General features: G+C 61.4%; 24 protein-coding genes and 1 pseudogene. 4 read left to right on the forward strand and 21 right to left on the reverse strand.

Features of this window, described 5'->3' with window-relative positions:
- From G545_RS0102160 to G545_RS0102175, 4 genes are read right to left on the reverse strand one after another with little or no spacing between them, the layout of a single operon-like run.
- Positions 1–423, reverse strand: a complete 423-nt coding sequence (locus G545_RS0102160) for a DUF1801 domain-containing protein (protein WP_027068958.1) — start codon at positions 421–423, stop codon at positions 1–3.
- Positions 424–435: 12 nt separating this feature from the next.
- Entirely contained in the window at positions 436–822 is a 387-nt protein-coding gene (locus G545_RS0102165) for a VOC family protein (RefSeq protein WP_027068959.1), read from the reverse strand.
- Positions 823–854: 32 nt separating this feature from the next.
- The gene (locus G545_RS13230) at positions 855–1,271 is read right to left on the reverse strand and encodes a VOC family protein (RefSeq protein ID WP_052106595.1); all 417 of its coding nucleotides are present in this window, start codon (positions 1,269–1,271) and stop codon (positions 855–857) included.
- On the reverse strand, positions 1,268–1,720 hold the full coding sequence (locus G545_RS0102175) for an HIT family protein (protein ID WP_036136381.1): 453 nt from the start codon (positions 1,718–1,720) through the stop codon (positions 1,268–1,270). Before G545_RS0102175 ends, G545_RS13230 begins: the two co-directional genes overlap by 4 nt.
- Positions 1,721–1,837: 117 nt before the next feature.
- Here G545_RS0102175 and G545_RS15180 point away from each other — a divergent pair, with 117 nt between their 5' ends.
- Positions 1,838–2,011: a DUF1328 domain-containing protein gene (locus G545_RS15180; RefSeq protein ID WP_027068961.1), complete on the forward strand. Its 174-nt coding sequence runs from the start codon at positions 1,838–1,840 to the stop codon at positions 2,009–2,011.
- A 224-nt stretch (positions 2,012–2,235) separates the two neighbouring features.
- Positions 2,236–3,543, forward strand: coding sequence for an amidohydrolase (locus G545_RS0102185; protein WP_197050195.1), 1,308 nt, complete (start codon positions 2,236–2,238; stop codon positions 3,541–3,543).
- A 126-nt stretch (positions 3,544–3,669) separates the two neighbouring features.
- Here the strand turns inward: G545_RS0102185 and G545_RS13235 are convergent, their stop codons facing one another.
- The 6 genes and pseudogenes from G545_RS13235 to G545_RS13245 form a co-directional block, all read right to left on the reverse strand.
- Positions 3,670–4,014, reverse strand: a complete 345-nt coding sequence (locus G545_RS13235) for a hypothetical protein (RefSeq protein ID WP_052106594.1) — start codon at positions 4,012–4,014, stop codon at positions 3,670–3,672.
- A gap of 2 nt (positions 4,015–4,016) precedes the next feature.
- A complete protein-coding gene (locus G545_RS0102195; protein WP_027068963.1) occupies positions 4,017–4,571 on the reverse strand; it encodes a DUF6630 family protein in 555 nt (184 codons plus the stop codon).
- A gap of 104 nt (positions 4,572–4,675) precedes the next feature.
- Positions 4,676–5,143 (reverse strand): DUF305 domain-containing protein, encoded by a 468-nt coding sequence (locus tag G545_RS0102200; RefSeq protein ID WP_027068964.1) that lies wholly within the window; start codon positions 5,141–5,143, stop codon positions 4,676–4,678.
- 83 nt (positions 5,144–5,226) lie between these two features.
- Positions 5,227–6,543 carry a DUF2254 domain-containing protein gene (locus G545_RS13240; protein ID WP_052106593.1) on the reverse strand — a complete coding sequence of 439 codons (1,317 nt, stop codon included), beginning with the start codon at positions 6,541–6,543 and terminating at the stop codon, positions 5,227–5,229.
- Between the two features lie 100 nt (positions 6,544–6,643).
- A complete protein-coding gene (locus G545_RS16140; RefSeq protein ID WP_455429471.1) occupies positions 6,644–6,799 on the reverse strand; it encodes a hypothetical protein in 156 nt (51 codons plus the stop codon).
- 37 nt (positions 6,800–6,836) lie between these two features.
- Positions 6,837–6,986: pseudogene (locus G545_RS13245) on the reverse strand (IS3 family transposase); the annotation flags it as partial.
- Between the two features lie 72 nt (positions 6,987–7,058).
- On the opposite strand from G545_RS13245, the gene G545_RS15190 reads away from it, so the two are divergent.
- Positions 7,059–8,176, forward strand: a protein-coding gene (locus G545_RS15190) for an IS3 family transposase (protein ID WP_169449565.1) whose coding sequence is annotated in 2 segments (ribosomal slippage) — positions 7,059–7,311 and positions 7,311–8,176 — 1,119 coding nt in all. Because the reading frame shifts where the segments join, the coding sequence is not laid out codon by codon here.
- Here G545_RS15190 and G545_RS15555 read toward each other — a convergent pair.
- On the reverse strand, positions 8,059–8,973 hold the full coding sequence (locus G545_RS15555; protein WP_154656488.1) for a hypothetical protein: 915 nt from the start codon (positions 8,971–8,973) through the stop codon (positions 8,059–8,061). The genes G545_RS15190 and G545_RS15555 overlap by 118 nt on opposite strands.
- Positions 8,974–9,076: 103 nt before the next feature.
- The gene (locus tag G545_RS15560) at positions 9,077–9,586 is read right to left on the reverse strand and encodes a hypothetical protein (RefSeq protein ID WP_154656489.1); all 510 of its coding nucleotides are present in this window, start codon (positions 9,584–9,586) and stop codon (positions 9,077–9,079) included.
- A gap of 167 nt (positions 9,587–9,753) precedes the next feature.
- Between G545_RS15560 and G545_RS0102230 the strand changes: the two genes are divergently transcribed.
- Entirely contained in the window at positions 9,754–10,842 is a 1,089-nt protein-coding gene (locus G545_RS0102230) for an IS110 family RNA-guided transposase (protein WP_027068967.1), read from the forward strand.
- 746 nt (positions 10,843–11,588) lie between these two features.
- Here the strand turns inward: G545_RS0102230 and G545_RS0102235 are convergent.
- The 9 genes from G545_RS0102235 to G545_RS15815 form a co-directional block, all read right to left on the reverse strand.
- Positions 11,589–11,987, reverse strand: coding sequence for a hypothetical protein (locus G545_RS0102235; protein ID WP_154656490.1), 399 nt, complete (start codon positions 11,985–11,987; stop codon positions 11,589–11,591).
- Positions 11,988–12,353: 366 nt separating this feature from the next.
- Positions 12,354–12,671 (reverse strand): hypothetical protein, encoded by a 318-nt coding sequence (locus G545_RS0102240; protein ID WP_154656491.1) that lies wholly within the window; start codon positions 12,669–12,671, stop codon positions 12,354–12,356.
- A 145-nt stretch (positions 12,672–12,816) separates the two neighbouring features.
- Positions 12,817–13,143: an energy transducer TonB family protein gene (locus G545_RS16100; protein ID WP_154656492.1), complete on the reverse strand. Its 327-nt coding sequence runs from the start codon at positions 13,141–13,143 to the stop codon at positions 12,817–12,819.
- 123 nt (positions 13,144–13,266) lie between these two features.
- The gene (locus tag G545_RS15570) at positions 13,267–13,542 is read right to left on the reverse strand and encodes a hypothetical protein (RefSeq protein ID WP_154656493.1); all 276 of its coding nucleotides are present in this window, start codon (positions 13,540–13,542) and stop codon (positions 13,267–13,269) included.
- Positions 13,543–13,632: 90 nt separating this feature from the next.
- A complete protein-coding gene (locus tag G545_RS15575) occupies positions 13,633–14,025 on the reverse strand; it encodes a GIY-YIG nuclease family protein (protein WP_154656494.1) in 393 nt (130 codons plus the stop codon).
- Positions 14,026–14,152: 127 nt separating this feature from the next.
- Complete coding sequence (locus tag G545_RS0102245) at positions 14,153–15,190, reverse strand: ATP-binding protein (RefSeq protein ID WP_161625762.1); 1,038 nt, start codon at positions 15,188–15,190, stop codon at positions 14,153–14,155.
- An 89-nt stretch (positions 15,191–15,279) separates the two neighbouring features.
- Positions 15,280–16,674, reverse strand: a complete 1,395-nt coding sequence (locus tag G545_RS15580; protein WP_154656495.1) for a hypothetical protein — start codon at positions 16,672–16,674, stop codon at positions 15,280–15,282.
- A 137-nt stretch (positions 16,675–16,811) separates the two neighbouring features.
- Positions 16,812–17,030, reverse strand: coding sequence for a hypothetical protein (locus G545_RS0102250; RefSeq protein WP_231553221.1), 219 nt, complete (start codon positions 17,028–17,030; stop codon positions 16,812–16,814).
- Between the two features lie 188 nt (positions 17,031–17,218).
- Positions 17,219–17,483: hypothetical protein (locus G545_RS15815; protein ID WP_211220253.1), on the reverse strand; the 265-nt coding region annotated here is incomplete at its 5' end.

Genomic DNA, 17,483 nt, shown 5'->3' on the forward strand with positions numbered 1-17,483 from the left:
CTAGAACAGTTTCTCGCCCGGCTGTTCCGACGCCTGCCGGATCCAGTCGGACAGCAGCTCCTCGTTCACTTCATCGTCCTCGTGGATGTGGAAGTAGCGCACATCCTCGTGCTTGGACTTCTCCGGCGGTGGCGGGTCCAGCGACGCCCCGCGGAGGAAGGTGACTTTCACGTACCGGGTAAAGCAGTGGTAGCTGAGAAACCAGCCCTGCCCTTCCACCCCATAGAAGGGCGAGTTCCAGCGCACCGCCTTGCACACGCCGGGCACCGTGCGCTCGATCAGCGCGTCGAGCTTGCGGCCGACCTCCCGCTTCCATTCGGGCATCGCCTCGATGTAGGCCTGCACCGGCTCGTCACCGTCGCCCTTGGGGATCTGCGGGTTACCGCCTGACAGCAGCACCGGCTTTTTCGTCGCCTTGGCCATGGCCGCCTCCTCTCAGTCGCCGCCCACCTGCTGGCTGATCCACCAGGTCGTGCCACCCGGGTCACGCACGCCGCCACGCTTGTCGCCGTCATCCTTCTGCGCGGGCGCCTGCACCACCGTGCCGCCGGCCTGCATCGCGCGCGACCAGGCGGCATCCACGTCGGCGACGTAGACGTGTACATGCGCGTCCACCGCCGGCCAGCCATCGATCGCGTCCGCGAGCATGACCACCGTGTCGTCGATGCGGACCTCGGCGTGCCGAAGTCGCCCGTGTTCCCCGGGCACCATCCGCAACGGCTGCGCGTCGAAGACGGCCTTGAGGAAATCGACTGTTGCCTGCGCGCCCTCGACCAGCAGGTAGGGCGAGGCTGAGTTGTAGCCTTCCGGTTTGAATGCCATGGATCACCTCCCGGTGGTCGGTGCTACGGGCTTCAGCCCTCCGGATCCGGCCGCGCGGCGGGCGCACCTTCGCTGTCCCGAACCCGCCAAGGCGGGTTCTTCCGGTTCTCCCCCGCCCAGTAGAGGCAAATCTCGTTGCCGACGGGATCCTTCAGCCGCGCCTCCCGCCAGAGCCATGGCTGGTCGGTGGGCATCTGGCTGAAGGAATACGCCCGGGCCCGCAGTGATGCAACCTTGCCGTCCAGGTCGGGGCACTCGAAATACACCACGGCGGCCGTGGCCGCGATCGGCCCTTCCACATGGTGGACGGAGAAGGTCGAGTCGCCATCCGGACACTCGAACCGGGCGTAATGGGGCGAGCTCACGATCAGCTTCAAGCCCATGCCTTGGTAGAACGCGACGGATGCCTCGACGTCCACCGCCGGAAGCGTCACCTGGTTGAGGTTCACTGGACCGGCTCCACTGAGCCGCCGTCGGCGCGGCCGCGTTCCCGCAGCCGCGCCGCGTAATGGTCCAGGGTCGCACGATCCGGAAGCCGCGGCGCGTCCGGATACACGCGGAACATCCCGTCACCGGCGAAGCGTGGATGCACGTGGAAGTGCAGGTGCGGAACCTCCTGGCCGCCAGCCTCACCGACGGAGTGCCAGATGCTCTGCCCCTCGCCGGGGAATTCATCGCTGACCGCCCGCGCTACATCAGAGACCATCTCCATCACTGCGGCGCCGGTCTCCCGGTCCATCGAGCGAACATCGGGAACATGGAGCTTCGGGATCACGAGCACGTGCCCGGCATGGAACTGGCGAAGATCCACGAATGCCATGGCCAAGGGTTCGTCCCGTACGACGCTCGCCGGCGCGGTTCCCGCGGCAATGCGGCAGAAGATGCACTCCGTGCCCAATGGCGTACTCCCCTGATCCAGTCCTCCGCATTACCTACCACGCGCGCGGCGCTCACGCGACCGCGATCCACGCCCCGCTAGCGTCCGGAGCCAATAACCACAGGGAGGAAAAACAAAATGATCAAGTGGGCCATCATCTTTGCCGTGATCGGCGTAATTGCCGGCATCCTCGGCTTCAGCGGCATCGCAGGCGGCGCCTTCGGCATCGCCAAGTTCCTGTTCTGGGCCGCGGTCATTATTGCCGTGGTGCTGTTCCTGCTTGGCGTAACGGTGTTCAAGAAAGTCACCTGACGAAGTGCAGCAGTAGGAAGGACGCGGCCGCGTCGCTACCGGCTTGAAGCCGGTCGGCGCGGTCGATTCTTTTTACCCGGCGCCCAACCAAGCCGGTTCCCCACCCGAGTGGAACAGTTTGTTCGAGCCCCTGCGGCCCCGGCTCCCGAACTCTCATGGCCCCGTCGTGTCGAATCTGGTCCCCCACACGACAGGAACCGCTGATGTTGTCCTTGCGCAAGACCCTGCAGCCCGCGCTGCTCTCCGCCGCCCTTCTGCTCAGCCTGGATGCGGCCGCCCAGGCTCCCGGCTCGAAGCTCGAGCAGCAGATCCGGCAGGAGACCGCCGCGATCCAGGACCGGCTCGTCGAATGGCGGCGGGACATCCACCAGCATCCGGAGCTGGGCGAGCAGGAGACCCGCACCGCTGCCCTGGTGGCACGCCATCTCGAAGACCTTGGACTCAAGGTCGCCACCGGCATCGGAAAGACCGGCGTGGTCGGCATTCTCGAGGGCGGCAAGCCCGGTCGGGTGGTGGCCTTGCGCGCCGACATGGATGCCCTGCCCGTCAAGGAGCCCGCGGGCCTCCCCTTTGCCTCGCAGGCACGCGGCATTTACCACGGCACCGAGGTCGACGTGATGCACGCCTGTGGCCACGACGCCCATACCGCCATGTTGATGGTCGCGGCCGAAGTGCTGACGGGCATCCGCGACCAGCTGGAAGGCACGGTGATGTTCGTCTTCCAGCCGGCTGAGGAAGGTTCCAGCCTGGTCCAGCCCGGCGATGGCGAAAGCTGGGGTGCGAAGGCCATGCTCGAGGACGGCCTGTTCGACAGGCTCAAGCCGGATGCGGTCTTCGCACTCCACGTGATGCCCGGTCCCTCCGGCCAGCTGAGCTGGCGTAGCGGTGCGACCACCGCGGCGAGCGACATGCTCCACATCAGCGTCGATGGCAGCCAGGGCCACGGGGGCATGCCCTGGAACACGGTGGATCCGGTGGTTGCCTCCGCGCAGGTGATCGGGGGCGTGCAGACGGTGGTCAGCCGCAAGGCGAACCTCGCCCGCTCGCCCGCCGTGGTCACCATCGGCACCATCGAGGGCGGCAGCGGCCCCAACATCGTGCCCGAGACGGTCACGATGTCCGGGACCATACGCACGTACGACGACGGCGTGCGCGCCCAGGTCGCCGAGGATCTCAAGCGCAGCGCGCAGAAGATCGCCGAGAGCGCCGGCGCCACCGCGGACGTGTCGATCGAACCGATGTACAGCTCGATCTTCAACAACGCCGAACTCGCGACACAGATGGCGCCCGTCCTGGAGCGGGCCGCCGACGGGAAGGTTGCCAAGGCGGAGTTGCCCGGCGCGGCGGAGGACTTCTCCTACTTCTCCCAGCAGGCCCCGGGGCTGTATGTATTCCTGGGCGTGACCCCCGAAGGCCAGGACCCCGCCACCGCAGCGCCAAACCACAACCCGAACTTCTTCGTTGACGAGGCGGCGCTGGAGACCGGAGCCCGGGCGCTGTCCATGATGGCCGTCGAGTTCCTCAACGGGTGAGCGGGCGAGTGGCGCCAGCCCGACCTGCCGGGTTCGGGAAAGCCAGCTGACAACGCGCAGGAGTAAAAGGATGCGACCGCGTCGCCCTGACCTGGAGCCGGGTGGCGCGGTCGCATCTTTTCGGGATCAGCTCCCCCAGTCGGTGAAGATCCCGACCGCCAGCTCGGCCCAGATCCACAGGAATACCGCGGCGCAGGCCAGCGCGACCAGCACCCGGTGCCGGCGGCTGACCTTCCTTGCCAGCAGCACGAAGACGCTGGCCATGCCGAAGATCAGCACCCGGTGCCGGCGGCTGACCTTCCTTGCCAGCAGCACGAAGACGCTGGCCATGCCGAAGATCAGCACGCCCATGACCAGGAAGTCCGACGCGGTCCACACCACTTCCGGCGTGAACTGCATCGCGACCAGCGGAATCAGCAGAAGTAGGCCCGTGCCCAGCGCGATCCAGGCGAAGACGCTGTTGCGGGCCACGCTCACGCCCGACCGGCGGGCCGTACCTCGATGCCGAGCGCCGGCGCGATCGCACGCATGCCCTCGTTGTCCCGGTTCAGGGTGATCCACCCAGCGATCGTGTCGGTGCCGGTCTCCCACAGCCACAGGGTGTACCCATACGTCCGCAGTGCGTCGTAGGCCACCTGCAGCAGCTCGCCGACGTCGGCCGCGTCCAGGAACTCGTCGTCCGTGGGGTCCTCGACACCCCAGTCCAGATCGAGGTTCCAGCGCGCCACGAGTTCCGTAATGCTCTCGATGAACGCCCCGGCGTCCTGATCGTGGAGCTGGAAGCCCGACTTCCAGTCGATGATGTCCTTGAGCACCCAGGCCGGCTCGAACTCGTCCTCCCCGGCGTCGGCCGTGGCCTCGCGCCAGGCGTCGAACTGCTGCAACGCGGTTTCCTCGTCGTCCGGGTTGATCAGCAGCAGCAATTGCCAGACCAGCGTCTCGGTGTCGGCGTCCTCGTCGATGACGGGACCGTGGTCGGGATCAGCGAAGTTGTCGTCCGGGTCGAAGCCGGCGTCGCTCGTGTGCATGTCGGCGCGCTTGCAGGCGGGCGGCACAGAATAGTGCGGCGGGATGGACGGGCGCGTCAGTCCCTCGCCAGCGCATCACGGGACCTGTCCTCGGCCCCGCTCAGTCATTCCGCATCCGTCCCAGGCCGGCGCTCCAGCTCGGCGATGAGCGCCTCCATCTCGGCGATCTCGCGCCGCTGCGTGTCAATGATGCGGTCGGCCAGGTCCCGCACCCGCGGCTCGGAGATGTCCGCCCGCTCGCTGGTGAGGATGGCGATGGAATGGTGCGGGATCATCGCTTTCATCCACGCCACGTCGCGCACGGTCGCCTGGCTGCGCACAAGCCAAGTGCCACCAGCAACGAGCGCGGCTGCAACCAGACACAGGGCAATGTTGGCCGTGCGGTTGCGATACATGCCGCGCATGAAGAACAGCATGACCAGCGTCATGGAGCCGGCCATCAGGAACGTCATGAACAACCGCGTCTGGCTGAACCAGACATGCTCGAGCCGATAGGTGTTGAGGTACATCAAGCCGAACATCAACACCGACGCCACCGCGATCATCAGAACGAAATTGCCGTATTGGCGCATTGGTTGCTCCCGAAATACCGACATGAAGGCGTAGAGAAACACTTCAGGTGCGAACGATCCGTAGGTCCCGGCGGCGAGCTGCCTTACCCCGCCGTGCCGGAAAGACCGGACACGCCTGCGCGTTCGCGCAGCCGGGCGCGATCGTGTGCCGAGGGAACGGTCCGGTCGACGGTTTCCACGATCAGGCGCTCGTGTCCTCGCAGCACCTCGACGCGTTCGCCATTGGGCGCCAGCGCCCGCAGGGTCGCCAACACCTCCAGCTGCCGCCCCAGCACCGCGGTATTCCCCGCGGCGTTCTGGCGGATCTGGTCGAAGGCGACGGCCACAAGGCCGGCGAACGTCGGATCGCGGGTGATGAGCAGCAGGTGTCCGTCCTCCCGGTGCAGCGGCGCAGCGATCGAGCGGTCCACGAGCCGCGCCAGGATGGTGGCGAGGTAGTCCACGCAGTTGATGGCCGTGGTGGTGTCGTTGATCCCCGGCGAGAGGGCCTTCAGCGCGATGTCCACGATCTGCCGGATGCCGTAGCCGGCGTCCTGCTCCACGGTGCGGTAGCGCCCCAGCGAACAGACGGCATTGAGCCGTTGGACCAGCCGCTCGTGCAGCGGTCGATTGGAGATCGACGCAAGCGGGCAGCCCTGGATGACGAACTCGCCGATCTGCTTCTCCATCCGCACCACCACGCCCTCCTCGCGGGCCAGTTCCAGCAGCGCCGCGGTGTCGAACGCCTGCAGGTAACCGCTCCGGTGCGCCGGCAGGCTGACCCACGCGGCGGCTCCGGACAGGTCCCTACCGTCGCCGCTCAGCGCCTGCTCCGGCTCGTCTCCCGCCGGGTCGGGAAACAGTCGGTCCACCGCTTCCAGGGTCTCGTCGGCGACCGACTCGACAATCCGGGTAGCCTGCAGCGACTCGGCGACGTGGTGGATGAAGAACACCAAGAACCCGATGGCCACGAAAGCCAGCAGCACGGCCCCCAGCACCGCCAGCCCCGGCACGAACACCCCGTCCTCGCCGCCCCGGATCGTGCGCAGCACCACCAGGCAATAGGCGAACACGCCCATGAGGACACCGATCACCAGCTGGTTGGGCCGGTCGCGCATGAAGTTGCGCAGGATCCGCGGCGTGTACTGGTTCGACGCCAGGGTCAGCGCCACCACGGTGATCGAGAACACCACGCCAGCCACGGTGATCATCGACGAGGCGATGGCCGACAGCAGCCCGCGGGAACCTTCCGCGCCCGCCCCGAACACCCGCGGCCAGCGCGCCGCCAGCCGCCCTGCCCCTTCGGGACTCTCGACCTGGATGAGCCCGACGGCCAACGCCACCGCCGCGGCGACCATGAGCGCGGGGGTGAACCACAGGCTGGAGCGCAGCTTCTCCCACACCAGGACGAGGCGGTTCATGCGCCCCTCGCCCCCGGCGACTGCCCGGCGTGGACTGGCCGCCCGCGGGAACGCGCGCCCGCCACAGCTCCTTCCCGTTGCGCAGGTCGTACCCGCGCACCTAGTAGTCGACCGTGGCCGAAAGGAAAGCCACGCCGCCGGCGGTCACGATCGGGCCGCCGATCCGGGGCACGCCCGTCTTGAACGGCAACGGGACCGGCGCCGTGTCGCGCACCGTGCCATTGACGCGCCGGTACACGGTCTCGCCCGTCTTCAGGTTGAATCGCCCCGTGTTTCGTAGACACCCCGAAGCCTCAAGTTGATTGCCGCTTTTCGAACTCTACCGGAGGCAGGCCATCGTTGTGCCCGTGCTGCCTGCGGGTGTCGTAGAACATCTCGATGTAGTGGAAGACGTCGGCCTCGGCCTCGTCGCGGGTGGCGTAGATCCGGCGTCTGATGCGCTCGTAAGCTTCCCCGGTCGGTAGACACCCCATAAGTAGAGCTTTCTGGCATGTTCCCCGTAGCCAGGAGGTTCCATGAAAAAGTCCCGTTTCACCGAGACCCAGATCGTCTCCATCCTCAAGCAGGCCGACGCCGGCGTTCCGGTCAAGGACATCTGCCGGCAGGCCGGTATCAGCACGCCGACCTACTACAAGTGGAAGTCCAAGTACGGTGGCCTGGAGGCGTCCGAGCTGCGACGGGTCAAGGATCTGGAGGCCGAGAACAGCCGGCTCAAGCGCATGTACGCCGAGCTGGCGCTGGACAACGCGGCCATGAAGGATCTGATCGCAAAAAAACTCTAGGGCCGGAGCAGAAGCGCGAGGCGGTGCGGTACCTTGTCGAGGTGCACGCGCGGCCGCTGCGCCGGTCCTGTGAGTGCGTAGGTTTGTCACGGGCAGCGTGGTACCGGCCGCCGCTGGACTGGACGGTGCGCGACGCTGAGGTGATTGCGGCACTGGCCAAGCTGGTCGAGGACCGGCCGGCCCGGGGCTTCTGGAAGTGCCGCAAGCTGCTGCGACGGACGCGGCCGGAGTGGAACCACAAGCGGATCTACCGGGTGTACAAGGCGATGAAGCTCAACCTTCGCCGCGCTGCCCGGCGCCGGCTGCCCAAGCGCGAACGGGTGTCGCTCTATTATGTGCCGCGGCTTCCCGATACCGTCTGGTCGGCGGATTTCATGTCCGACGCGCTGGCGTGCGGGCGACGGTTCCGGACCTTCAACGTGGTCGACGACTTCAACCGCGAGGTGCTGCATATCGAGGTCGATGCGTCGATCAACTCGGCCCGCCTGGTGCGCATTTTCGAGCAGCTCAAACGCGACCATGGCCTGCCGCAGGTGCTGCGCACCGACAACGGTCCCGAGTTCCTGGGCGAGACCTTCATCCAATGGGCCAAGGCCAACGGCATGGCGATCCAGTACATCCAGCCCGGCAAGCCCAACCAGAACGCCGACATCGAACGCTTCAACCGGACCTTCCGCGACGAGGTCCTGGACCAGCACCTGTTCGCCCGCCTCGACGATGTCCGCGAGGCGGCCTACTGGTGGATGCTCGAGTACAACGAAGAGCGCTCCCACGACTCCTTGGACGAACTGACGCCCGCGGAGTACCGACAGCGATTCGCCGGAAACTCTACTTTTGAAGTGTCTGCTTGACGGGGAAGCTTACGGAAGGACCGGTCGCGCACCCGCATAGAAGCGCAACCAAGATGACCAGCACTCCCTGACGCATCCTTCCCCCCTCGCGCCTTTGACGTCGATCCGGTGCCGTCGCGCTCACACTCACCACAGACAGCCTTGAGCTCTTTCAGGAAGGGGGCGCGCAGGCTCGTTGGCAAGGCGACGGCATGATCAGATGGGCGAGATAGGCCGAACTCCTCAAGATCTGCGTCAGTCAGCCAGTGAATTGAGCCCGACGGGGCAGCACGAATGGAATGCCAGTAGAACGCGTCGCTGCCAAGCATCTCGGAAATATAGCTCTTGTGGAGAAGATGCTGCTCATCGCCTGCAGGGTAGTCAGTTGCATCTCTACAGGTCGCAGGTTGTTCGCCGGACTGCGAGCAGTGTTGCCAGGAATGAACGCCGAACAGGGGTGTTGCCTCCACCGTGCGTTCAGCTCCCGCCAGGAAGAGGCTGACACCACCAGAGGCAAGTACGCCGCCCTCGATCAAGTGGGTATTGATCCCCCGACGCCGGACTTCACGGCCGAGGTCGAGCGTGCACTCGTCATCAACGGACCCGCCGTTGGCTGTGAACACGAGCGTGTCGACCTCCGGATGCGCGTCGAGCGTGTCCAGTACGGCCTTGTACGTCCCATGGTCAAACGTGCCGAGGAGGAAGAGGCGGTCGCCGTCCACCTCCAGCGTGGTGCGGGTCTGCTGCGCGCATGCCGACACCAGAAGCACCGACAGCAGCATCAATGTGCGAAGGAACGACGTCACGGCTTCGGACACCCTCCCATATTGTCAAAAAAGTCTCGGTTGCGGAAAGACCGCTAAAGCGTCCTAACACCGGAATTAGGCCGAGCCACGAGGTCGCTTCGGCTTGAATGAGCTGTCAGGGGCCAAGGCCGCGATAGATGGCATGCAGCTCTCTGAAGAGCGATGCGCGGGCACGTAGAAAATATGTACGGTAGTCACTGATGGTCTCTTCTGCCATAGGGTCCGCAAGATTTGCGGCATTCTTCCTGTAGCCAGCAACGTACTCACCGTATGTCCTCAGCTGCGCCTGAGCATTCTCTTGGCCTATAAGCAGAAGGGTAGCTTCCGCAGCCGTGACGTCGTTGAAGCGGTCGAACAACTCTTCCTGCGCCACACGCAGTGCCTCAGGTTTGGCCGCCTTTGGATCCTTCCGTAAGGCCCGGTGCCAGTCTGCAGCTAACGCCCAGTACTTGAGGGCGGAATGTGTGAAGCGTTCTACCTTCTCAGCGACCTCTGCAAGCAGCTGGAACTCTCGCTCCGAGCGCACTTTGTCTAGCAAGTTTCGGTGCTGCGCCTTCGCTAGAGCTAGTGCGGATAACCCGGCGATCAACGCACCGAGCCCGATCTTCACTGCGGAATCGATCACCTCAAGCCATGTCACGGTAGGCCCCTAGCACCAGAATTGAGTCGCGCCGCGAAGCGGCGTCGGCTTGGACGAGTAAAAAGGAGACTTCCCACTTCAGCGGCAAGCCGCTCGGCATCGAGTGCCATGATTGTGTTTCGACGAACAATCAAACGAAGGGGAAGTCTCCAATGGGCACTATAACCATGGGTGTGGACCTGGCAAAGCAGATGTTCTCGGTCAGCGAGCTCGACGGTGGCGGGCGGGTTCGCCAGCGTCGGGACCTGAAGCGCGACGCCTTTGCTGCTTGGCTGGTGCAGTTGCCGCCCGGCACCGTGGTGGCGATGGAAGCGTGCAGCGGCGCCCACCATTGGGCGCGTCGCTGCCTCGAGCATGGCCTGGTGCCGCGGCTGATGGCAGCGCAGTTCGTCAAGCCGTTTCGCCAATCCCAAGGCAACAAGAACGATCGCAACGATGCCGAGGCGATCGCCACGGCCGCGCGGCAGGGCAACATGCGCTTCGTGGCGGTGAAGGCGATGGACCAGCAGGCGCGTTTGGCCTGGCACCGGGTACGCGAAGGCTACAAGGCCGAAGGCCTGGCTATCAGCAACCGGCTGCGTGGTCTGCTCGCCGAGTTCGGCTTGTTAGTGGCACGCAGCGACCATGCGCTGCGGCGTGCACTCGGCGATGAAGCGGTACGCCAGCAGCTGCCGGCCATGCTGCACAGGCTGCTCGATGATCTCCAGCAGCATTGGCAAGAGGTCCGAGAGCGCATCGCCGCATGCGACGCTGGTATCGCCGCGCACGCGAAAGCCGACGTTCGGAGCCAGCGTGCCCAACAGATTCTTGGCGTCGGACCGCTGACCGCCGACGCGCTGGTGGCCACGGTCGGGGATGGCCGGGACTTCAAGCACGGCCGGCAGATGTCCGCGTGGCTGGGGCTCACCCCGACCCAACACTCCAGCGGCGGCAAGCAGCGCCTGGGTCATTACAGCCGTGGCGACGGCTACCTGCGCACTTTGCTGATCCAGGGTGCTAGAAGCAGTTTGCAGCGGGCGAAGGCGATAGCACCAGAGAAAGCCTCGGCCGAGCAAGTCTGGATCCGCGACCTGGCGCAGCGCCTGCCCTTCGGCAAGGTACTGGTGGCGATCGCCAACAAACATGCGCGGCAGCTATGGGCGATGCTGGCCCGCGGCGAAGACTATGACCCCGAGGCCTGGCTGCGGCACCCGATGGTGCAGCGGCCGGCGAACAAGAACCGATTGGCCGTGGCCGCTTGATCCGGCGGCCCGGCATACGACGTTCAACGCCAGAGCGACCAGGTAGCAAGCGGTCAGACCGCCCCGGAGAGAGCCTGACTAACAAGGTGGCGCCAGCACATGACACGGCTGATCCCCGCGCATGGGCGAATCCGGTGAATGAGAGAGGCCTTCGGGTGCGGTTTTTACTATGGTCCGGATCAGCAACGTTGATCCAACAAGACCGGTTACGGAAATGCAGTCTGGCAACGCTTTGATCACCGAGTCACTCTGGCGAGTGGTACCGCAGTATGCTGGCGAAACAGGGACTACCGCAAAACGCCTGAAACTAAAGGCGCGAGAATAAGGCACTCGGGGTCGACGGGAAGCTCCTTACGGACTTGTTAGGCCTCACTTGGCCGTGCTTAGTGAAGCGGCGGGTTGTCGACGCGCCGCTGATTTTCCGCAGCCAGCACACCCAGACGAGCAGCCTCATGCTTGTCATGAAGCGCTAGATAGCGTTCGCTTTCAGCGTGATTCCGCCGTCCCTCGAGAAGATCGCGTGAGTGCGTCACGTAGAACTCTGTTTCCTCGAGCGTAAGCCCCACAAGGATTTCGCACCCTTGAGCGTCGGTCGTTATAGCTCGCATCTCCGCCAGATATGCTCGCTCATCGTCAGTGAATGAGAACATTGCCAACTCCCAAATCGCCGAAAGCTGCCCTGTGAGGCCTAACACCAGAATTAAGCCGACCCGCGAAGCAGGTTCGGCTTGAATGAATTGTTAGACCTAAAACATGCGAATAACAAGTGCGCCGAAGCCGGCCAAGAAGAAGACGTAACCGAGGACCAGGGGCCATGCCGCGTAGCCCGCGACATCGTCTGACGTGGAACCTTTGTGTTCTATGAGACCTGCAAAAGTAATGACGAAGAACAAGAGCGATATGCAGAAGCAGGTGGCTGCCGCCTTCACTGCTCCACCGGACGTGGTGTCATACTTGTATAGGAGAGCGGCGACCGCTGCAGAGCTGATGGTCACCAGGACCTTTATCCAGTCAAGATAATCCTTTACATCGCCGCTTTTGATCTTAAAGATCGCCATAAAACCCCCTTCTAGGTCTAACGCCTGAGTAGCGTAGCCGACAACGTGGCAAGCTTTACCTGCCACGTTGTTGGTGTAGCGAAGCAAGTTCGGCTTGAACGAATTGTTAGGGCCCACTGCGGGGATGGCAATGCATCAGCTTTATGGGCCCTCCTGACCACTGCTGGTCTTGCTGCACGAACTCATAGACTGCGCCTCCGCAACCGTCATAAGTGCATGCTCGCAGCGCCCCAGCCGAATCTTTGTACCACGTAGCATTGTCTACGACCGAACCGGAAGAAGGGAGCAGCTCAGATGCATTGGGTGGGGCGGGGATGGCGTGCCAGCCGTCGGCCTGGGCGAAGGCGGAGCAGCTTCGGCTTGGTACCGAAGCACAGCCGACTACGGACGAGCAAGCCAACAATGCAAGCAAAAAACCGCCGCAGACTTTCATGTGGGGCCTAACACCTTGAGTTAAGCCGAACCGCGAAGCGGTCTCGGCTTGAACGAACTGTTAGGCGCCTGGCCCGCGAGCCGCGCCTCCCGAAGCAGTTTGCCTGAAACCCAAAGGTTCTTGGCCGGAACCACCAAGCCGGACTCGAAGGGCGTAAACAGCACGGTCATGATGAGCATCGGTACCAGCCCTATGGTCTTGGCGCGGGGATCGATGGATCGGCAAGTACGGTGAACGACTGTTGCGTAAGCGATCACCGGTGGCACGGTGACCAGCGCCAGCAAGATTGCGAAGGCGATTGCGGTCTTGGATGCCTGCGTAGAAGCAGTGACGATCATGGCCGTGAACCAAGCCACGTGGATCACGCAGCTGTGTAGCAGTCGTCTCCGCTGCTTCTTTAGCTTAGTGACGACGCAGGGTTCCATAGGCACCTAACACCAGAGTTGAGCCGAGCCGCTAAGCGGCTTCGGCTTGAACGCATGGTTAGGCACCATCCGGTCCCGCAGTTGGGCAGGAGTCGAGTAGTCGAGCCTCCGTCACGTCAACGGTGTATGTATCAGAGCCTGTAGCCCGAACCAGGATGTGTCCCGTCTGGCCTAACTCCACGCCAATAGCGACGCGTGAGAAATCAAGCGCTCGAAGAAATTGGAGTGCGCCTCGGTCATTTGATCTGTCACCTGAGCTAGAAATGACCTTGTTGTTGGACGTGCGGCCGGATGCATCAATGGTTGTTTTGATGCAAACGACTGGGTCGGCCACGTCAACTGGGCCAGACAACGCTAGTGCGAGAAATAACACTGCTTCCATCATCGAATCTCTCCTGAGGGGCCTAACACCAGAGTTAAGCCGACTCGCGTAGCGGAGCCAACAACATGGCAAGCTTTATCTGCCATGTTGTTGGTGTAGCGAAGCAAGTTCGGCTTGAACGAATCGTTAGGGCGCTCTCTCAGGCGGCGCGCTACCTTGCACTTGCTTGATGAGTGCTTCTAGATCCGCGATGTCTAGGTTGGATGCGAGTTTTGCTAGAGCGTCGCGCTTCTTTCTGGCTTCCTCGCTGTCAGCCCGCTTCTCAGCTTTGATTTGCCGAGCCTTAACAACGACTTCGGCCTCATCCGCCACAGCGAGAAGGGCCTGAACGATATATGGCCTTACAACCCCGGCTTTTTTAGCCAGTGCAGTGATTGCCTCGTACTCGACGGCATCAAGCATGAGTGATCGACGTTCTTGTACTGCAGCCACATAGCCCCCTGAATGCGTGACGTTTCTGGATTGTACATGGACATGCAGGAACGGTGCAGACTATGTCCTGTTCCACTCGGGCTTGTACAGCCAGATCAGCAAGCGTTCCAAGGCGGAGGTGCGAGCAGGGTCTGGAACCACTAGCCATCTAGCGCAGACATGAACTTTCATGTGCTCGCGCCTGAGGAAGCGATCGGGGAACTGCTCCTTGAATGCGCGCTGGATTGCATGGTTGTCGTCACCGGATAGGTGCTTGCTGAGCAGCCTGCCCCTGAGACCTTTTGAACCTTTCGCCTCTCCTATGTAGACGACCACATCATCCACCAAAAGCATGTAAACGCCGGTGCTGTTAGGCGGATCAGCTATCCCGAGTGGAACAGGTGTGACGTTGAGCAGGTTGGCGACATCCGAACTGAGATGCTGAAGGGCGAGAGTAAGAGAGATTTCGGTCAAGCTTGGCACTCCTGCTGTGCGCCCTAACACCCAAGTTAAGCCGCGCCGCGTAGTGGAGAAAACCACATGGCAAGCTGCATCTGCCACGTGGTTTGTGGAACGAAGCGGTGTCGGCTTGAACCCATTGTTAGGCTTCGCCCTTCTTCCGTTTGTTCTTGAGGATGTTAGCCAAATAGTCAACGGTAGATCGCTTGTAGATAATCGGTGTAGCTACGGGAACCTTTCCCGTGTCTTTGTACTGGTCTTCTTGCTGCTTGTTGCGGAAGTTGTATGCAGCGTAATCGAGATTACCCTTAACGCCGTTTTCCGTCAGGCACTTCCAGACTTCATTGCGCCCGATGCCAGGGACCTTTGCCTTGACCAAGTCTGCTAGCTGCGTGGCGGAGAGCGGGTATGTCTTTGTCAGGTTCTCCTTGATGTGCTGTATGACTTCTACCTGATCCACGGGACTCACGTCACCAATCAGCTTCAGCGCAGGCGCCCCGCCCTTTTCAACAAACTGGCCTTCTTTTACGAACTTGAGCTTTGACGCAAGCGACTGATCAAGGACCAGAATCTGAGCCTTGTCCTTAGCAATTACGCCGCTCTCGGTGTCTAATATCGCTGCGTTCTGGGGGCCGGCCCGACCTATCTTGCCGAGTAGATCCAACCATTGCTCGTTGTTCCGCTCAAGGCGGTGATTGATAATTGCCCGCAGTTCGGCACCCTGAATCTTCTGAGTCCGCCCGCCATAGCGATAGTAAATTTCACCGCTCTTGATTAGATTGTCCTTTCCCTCATCCTTGGTTGCGATAACCGGTTTCTCGACGGCTGGCTCAATGTAGAACACACCAAACTTCTTGCCCTCTATCTCCAGGCATGCTTGGTGCCAACAGATGTTGCAGGAGAACAACTGGAGCAAGTGGCCAGAGATTATCTGCGGATCAATCCTATCGAATTGATCTATCGATTTATCTGACATGCCAGTGAGAATCCGCGGCTTGTCCTTTACACCAAATATTAGATAGCCGCCCCGGTTATTGGCGAAAGCCGCGAAGTCCTTGAAGTAGTCCGCCAATGCCGCAAGGTTGAATTGCTCCTTGAACTCCAGCTCTTGGCCTTCGCGGTGGTGTAGTCGGCCGTCATCATTGACTCTCAAGTAAGCCAGAACGCGATCTTCTTGCAACACCGTAATCCTTCCTCGTGAAGCCTAACGCCAGAATTAAGCCGTGCCGCGAAGCGGCATCGGCTTGAATGAATTGTTAGAAATCAGGCCTAGAAGACCTTCCTCTTTAAGTCTGAGAAGGCGTTTAGGCCGCCTCGCCAGTCGCTTCCCGTTTTAGGTAGTGTGAAGGGATAGCGCGAGTCGTCTTGAAATAGAAGCTTGTAGTGCTTGCCTTCTTCATAGATCACGAAGCCGATATCCTCTAACTCAGAACGCACCGAAGAGGTTAACGATGTGTAGTTCCGCAGCGCCTCTTTAAGCCGTTCCAATATGTCCTCTCGATCTCCGGGGTTCTCGTTGTTATCGATCAACGAATCGAAGACCTGACGCCTGCGTGAGTGTTGCTCTGATGATTCCGCTGCTGCTTGAAGCGCATCTGTAATCAACCCAAGTTGCTCGCCTTGGTAAAGGTCAGTCTCATTCGTTTGAAGAATTATTGAGCTTTCCCCGCTGCCAGAGGAGGATCGCTCTCCTCTCTTGCTATAGCGAACTCTAATAATCTCTGCCTCCAACCTCAGGATCTCTTCGTCCTTCGCAGCAATCTCTCTATCGAAATGTTCGATGTACTCATCGATATTTCCGGAGCCAGACGCTCTTAGCTCGTCAAGCTTCTGCCGAGACACCATTTCTTGCAGGTACGACCACGTGCATTCGCGTCGAGCACGTTGGTAAAGAAGAGACATTCTTACTTTCCTAGAAATTGCGGCGTGCAATGCCTCAGAGCTGCTCCACTTTCCTGGAAGGTAAGTCCACTTTCCGATCCCGTCCGGCCAATAGATGGCAACAGCACCTCCGTAGACATTCTCACCGTACACGTGCCGCATGATCTGCGATGAAAACCTCCGGCTAGGCTCTACAATCACGTGAGCCATGCCAGATATCCACTTTGACAGCCGAGATGGGTCAATCAGCAACTCTTCTTCGGAGTCTCTGCTTGCATAGACCACCGGCATTACGCTTCCGGTGCTGGCACAGATGATCTGCTCAGCAAGATCTGTGTCGGTCTCCGCAAGATAAGTTGGCTGATCGGTTACAGGAAGGCTGCCGTCATGCCCTCCTGAGAAGCGCTCCATGAGGAGCTTCACGATATACGGTCGCTTCCCTTGCTCAAGGCGCTCTACTGGCAGCTCAGAGTCCACGTTCAGCTGAATGCTCACCCAGAAAGCGTCTTCAGTCTTATGTCCAACTACGTCCGTTACCCAACGAACGTCCTCGTTATCTGTTTTTTCATATCGAACGCCGCCGGTGGAGTTCGACTCGGAAATGTAGCTTGCGAAGTTTGCAGACTCCTCATCGTCTCCAAACTTTCCGTTAGTAGCATCTTCAGGAATGGAGTTCGAAAGCTTTGTGTGGGGGCTCTTCTTGATCCAAGTGCGACAGCACTCCAGAAGCTCCTCCATTGTTGTAGATGATGCGATTGGAAACTGCGTTTTGAAGGTCAGCATTGCGAAAACTCCCCCTGAGTTCTAACACCTAAGTTAAGCCGACCCGCGCAGTGGAGCGGGCCAGGTGGCAAGCTTTACCTGCCGCCTGGGCCGCGTAACGAAGCGGCTTCGGCTTAAACGCATTGTTAGGCGCCAAGCTAGTAGCCATGCTTCTCCGCGGCCAGCGCTTCCCCGACGAAGACCTTGATGCTCTGTGGTCTAGCCCCCGCGACCCACAAGGCCCGCCGCTTCTCCACAGTCACAGTCTGCCCCGCCACCGTCCCGGTCCACTTGTCCTTGAGCCGGAAGCTGAAGTGCGTCAGTGGATGTAACGGATGCTGCACCCAACGAGACTCATCAGGCGTCTCGATCTTCATGCCGCCCCAGAACCAGCCTCGGGTCAGCTTTGCAGGGATGCTTCCGATTGAGAAATCAATATCCGTGTGATCTCCATTTGGCGCCTAACATCTAAGTTAAGCCGAGCCGCGTAGTGGAGCCAACCACATGGCAAGCTTTACCTGCCATGCGGTTGGTGGAACGAAGCGGCTTCGGCTTGAACGCATCGTTAGGCAATGCGAGTCTGTGTACTAACACTGCGGTACCAAACCGACACTAGCCAAAGTGCGGGACCAAAGCTGCCGCCAGATGCTGATTGCTTGATGTGATGGATCTCCACGCCGGGGTTATCAGAAAGCCACTCATTGATGCGACTCTCGAAAGCGCTCGCATTGCCACCGTTGTCGCGAGGAAGAAATCCCTTGTCTCGCATCGGCGCTTCTACCCAAAACAACTTCACCTGCATGAAACCCCCTGTGGTACCTAACACCTGA

It is taken from the genome of Lysobacter defluvii IMMIB APB-9 = DSM 18482, assembly GCF_000423325.1.
Lineage (GTDB): Bacteria > Pseudomonadota > Gammaproteobacteria > Xanthomonadales > Xanthomonadaceae > Novilysobacter > Novilysobacter defluvii.

Excerpts from the sequence above, each read along its gene's own strand:
- G545_RS0102160 (WP_027068958.1), bottom strand. The coding sequence starts at position 423 with ATGGCCAAGGCGACGAAAAAGCCGGTGCTGCTGTCAGGCGGTAACCCG.
- G545_RS0102165 (WP_027068959.1), bottom strand. The coding sequence starts at position 822 with ATGGCATTCAAACCGGAAGGCTACAACTCAGCCTCGCCCTACCTGCTG.
- G545_RS15180 (WP_027068961.1), top strand. The coding sequence starts at position 1,838 with ATGATCAAGTGGGCCATCATCTTTGCCGTGATCGGCGTAATTGCCGGC.
- G545_RS0102195 (WP_027068963.1), bottom strand. The coding sequence starts at position 4,571 with ATGCACACGAGCGACGCCGGCTTCGACCCGGACGACAACTTCGCTGAT.
- G545_RS0102200 (WP_027068964.1), bottom strand. The coding sequence starts at position 5,143 with ATGCGCCAATACGGCAATTTCGTTCTGATGATCGCGGTGGCGTCGGTG.
- G545_RS13240 (WP_052106593.1), bottom strand. The coding sequence starts at position 6,543 with ATGAACCGCCTCGTCCTGGTGTGGGAGAAGCTGCGCTCCAGCCTGTGG.
- G545_RS0102230 (WP_027068967.1), top strand. The coding sequence starts at position 9,754 with ATGGGCACTATAACCATGGGTGTGGACCTGGCAAAGCAGATGTTCTCG.
- G545_RS0102240 (WP_154656491.1), bottom strand. The coding sequence starts at position 12,671 with ATGATCGTCACTGCTTCTACGCAGGCATCCAAGACCGCAATCGCCTTC.
- G545_RS16100 (WP_154656492.1), bottom strand. The coding sequence starts at position 13,143 with ATGATGGAAGCAGTGTTATTTCTCGCACTAGCGTTGTCTGGCCCAGTT.
- G545_RS15570 (WP_154656493.1), bottom strand. The coding sequence starts at position 13,542 with ATGCTTGATGCCGTCGAGTACGAGGCAATCACTGCACTGGCTAAAAAA.
- G545_RS15580 (WP_154656495.1), bottom strand. The coding sequence starts at position 16,674 with ATGCTGACCTTCAAAACGCAGTTTCCAATCGCATCATCTACAACAATG.
- G545_RS0102250 (WP_231553221.1), bottom strand. The coding sequence starts at position 17,030 with ATGAAGATCGAGACGCCTGATGAGTCTCGTTGGGTGCAGCATCCGTTA.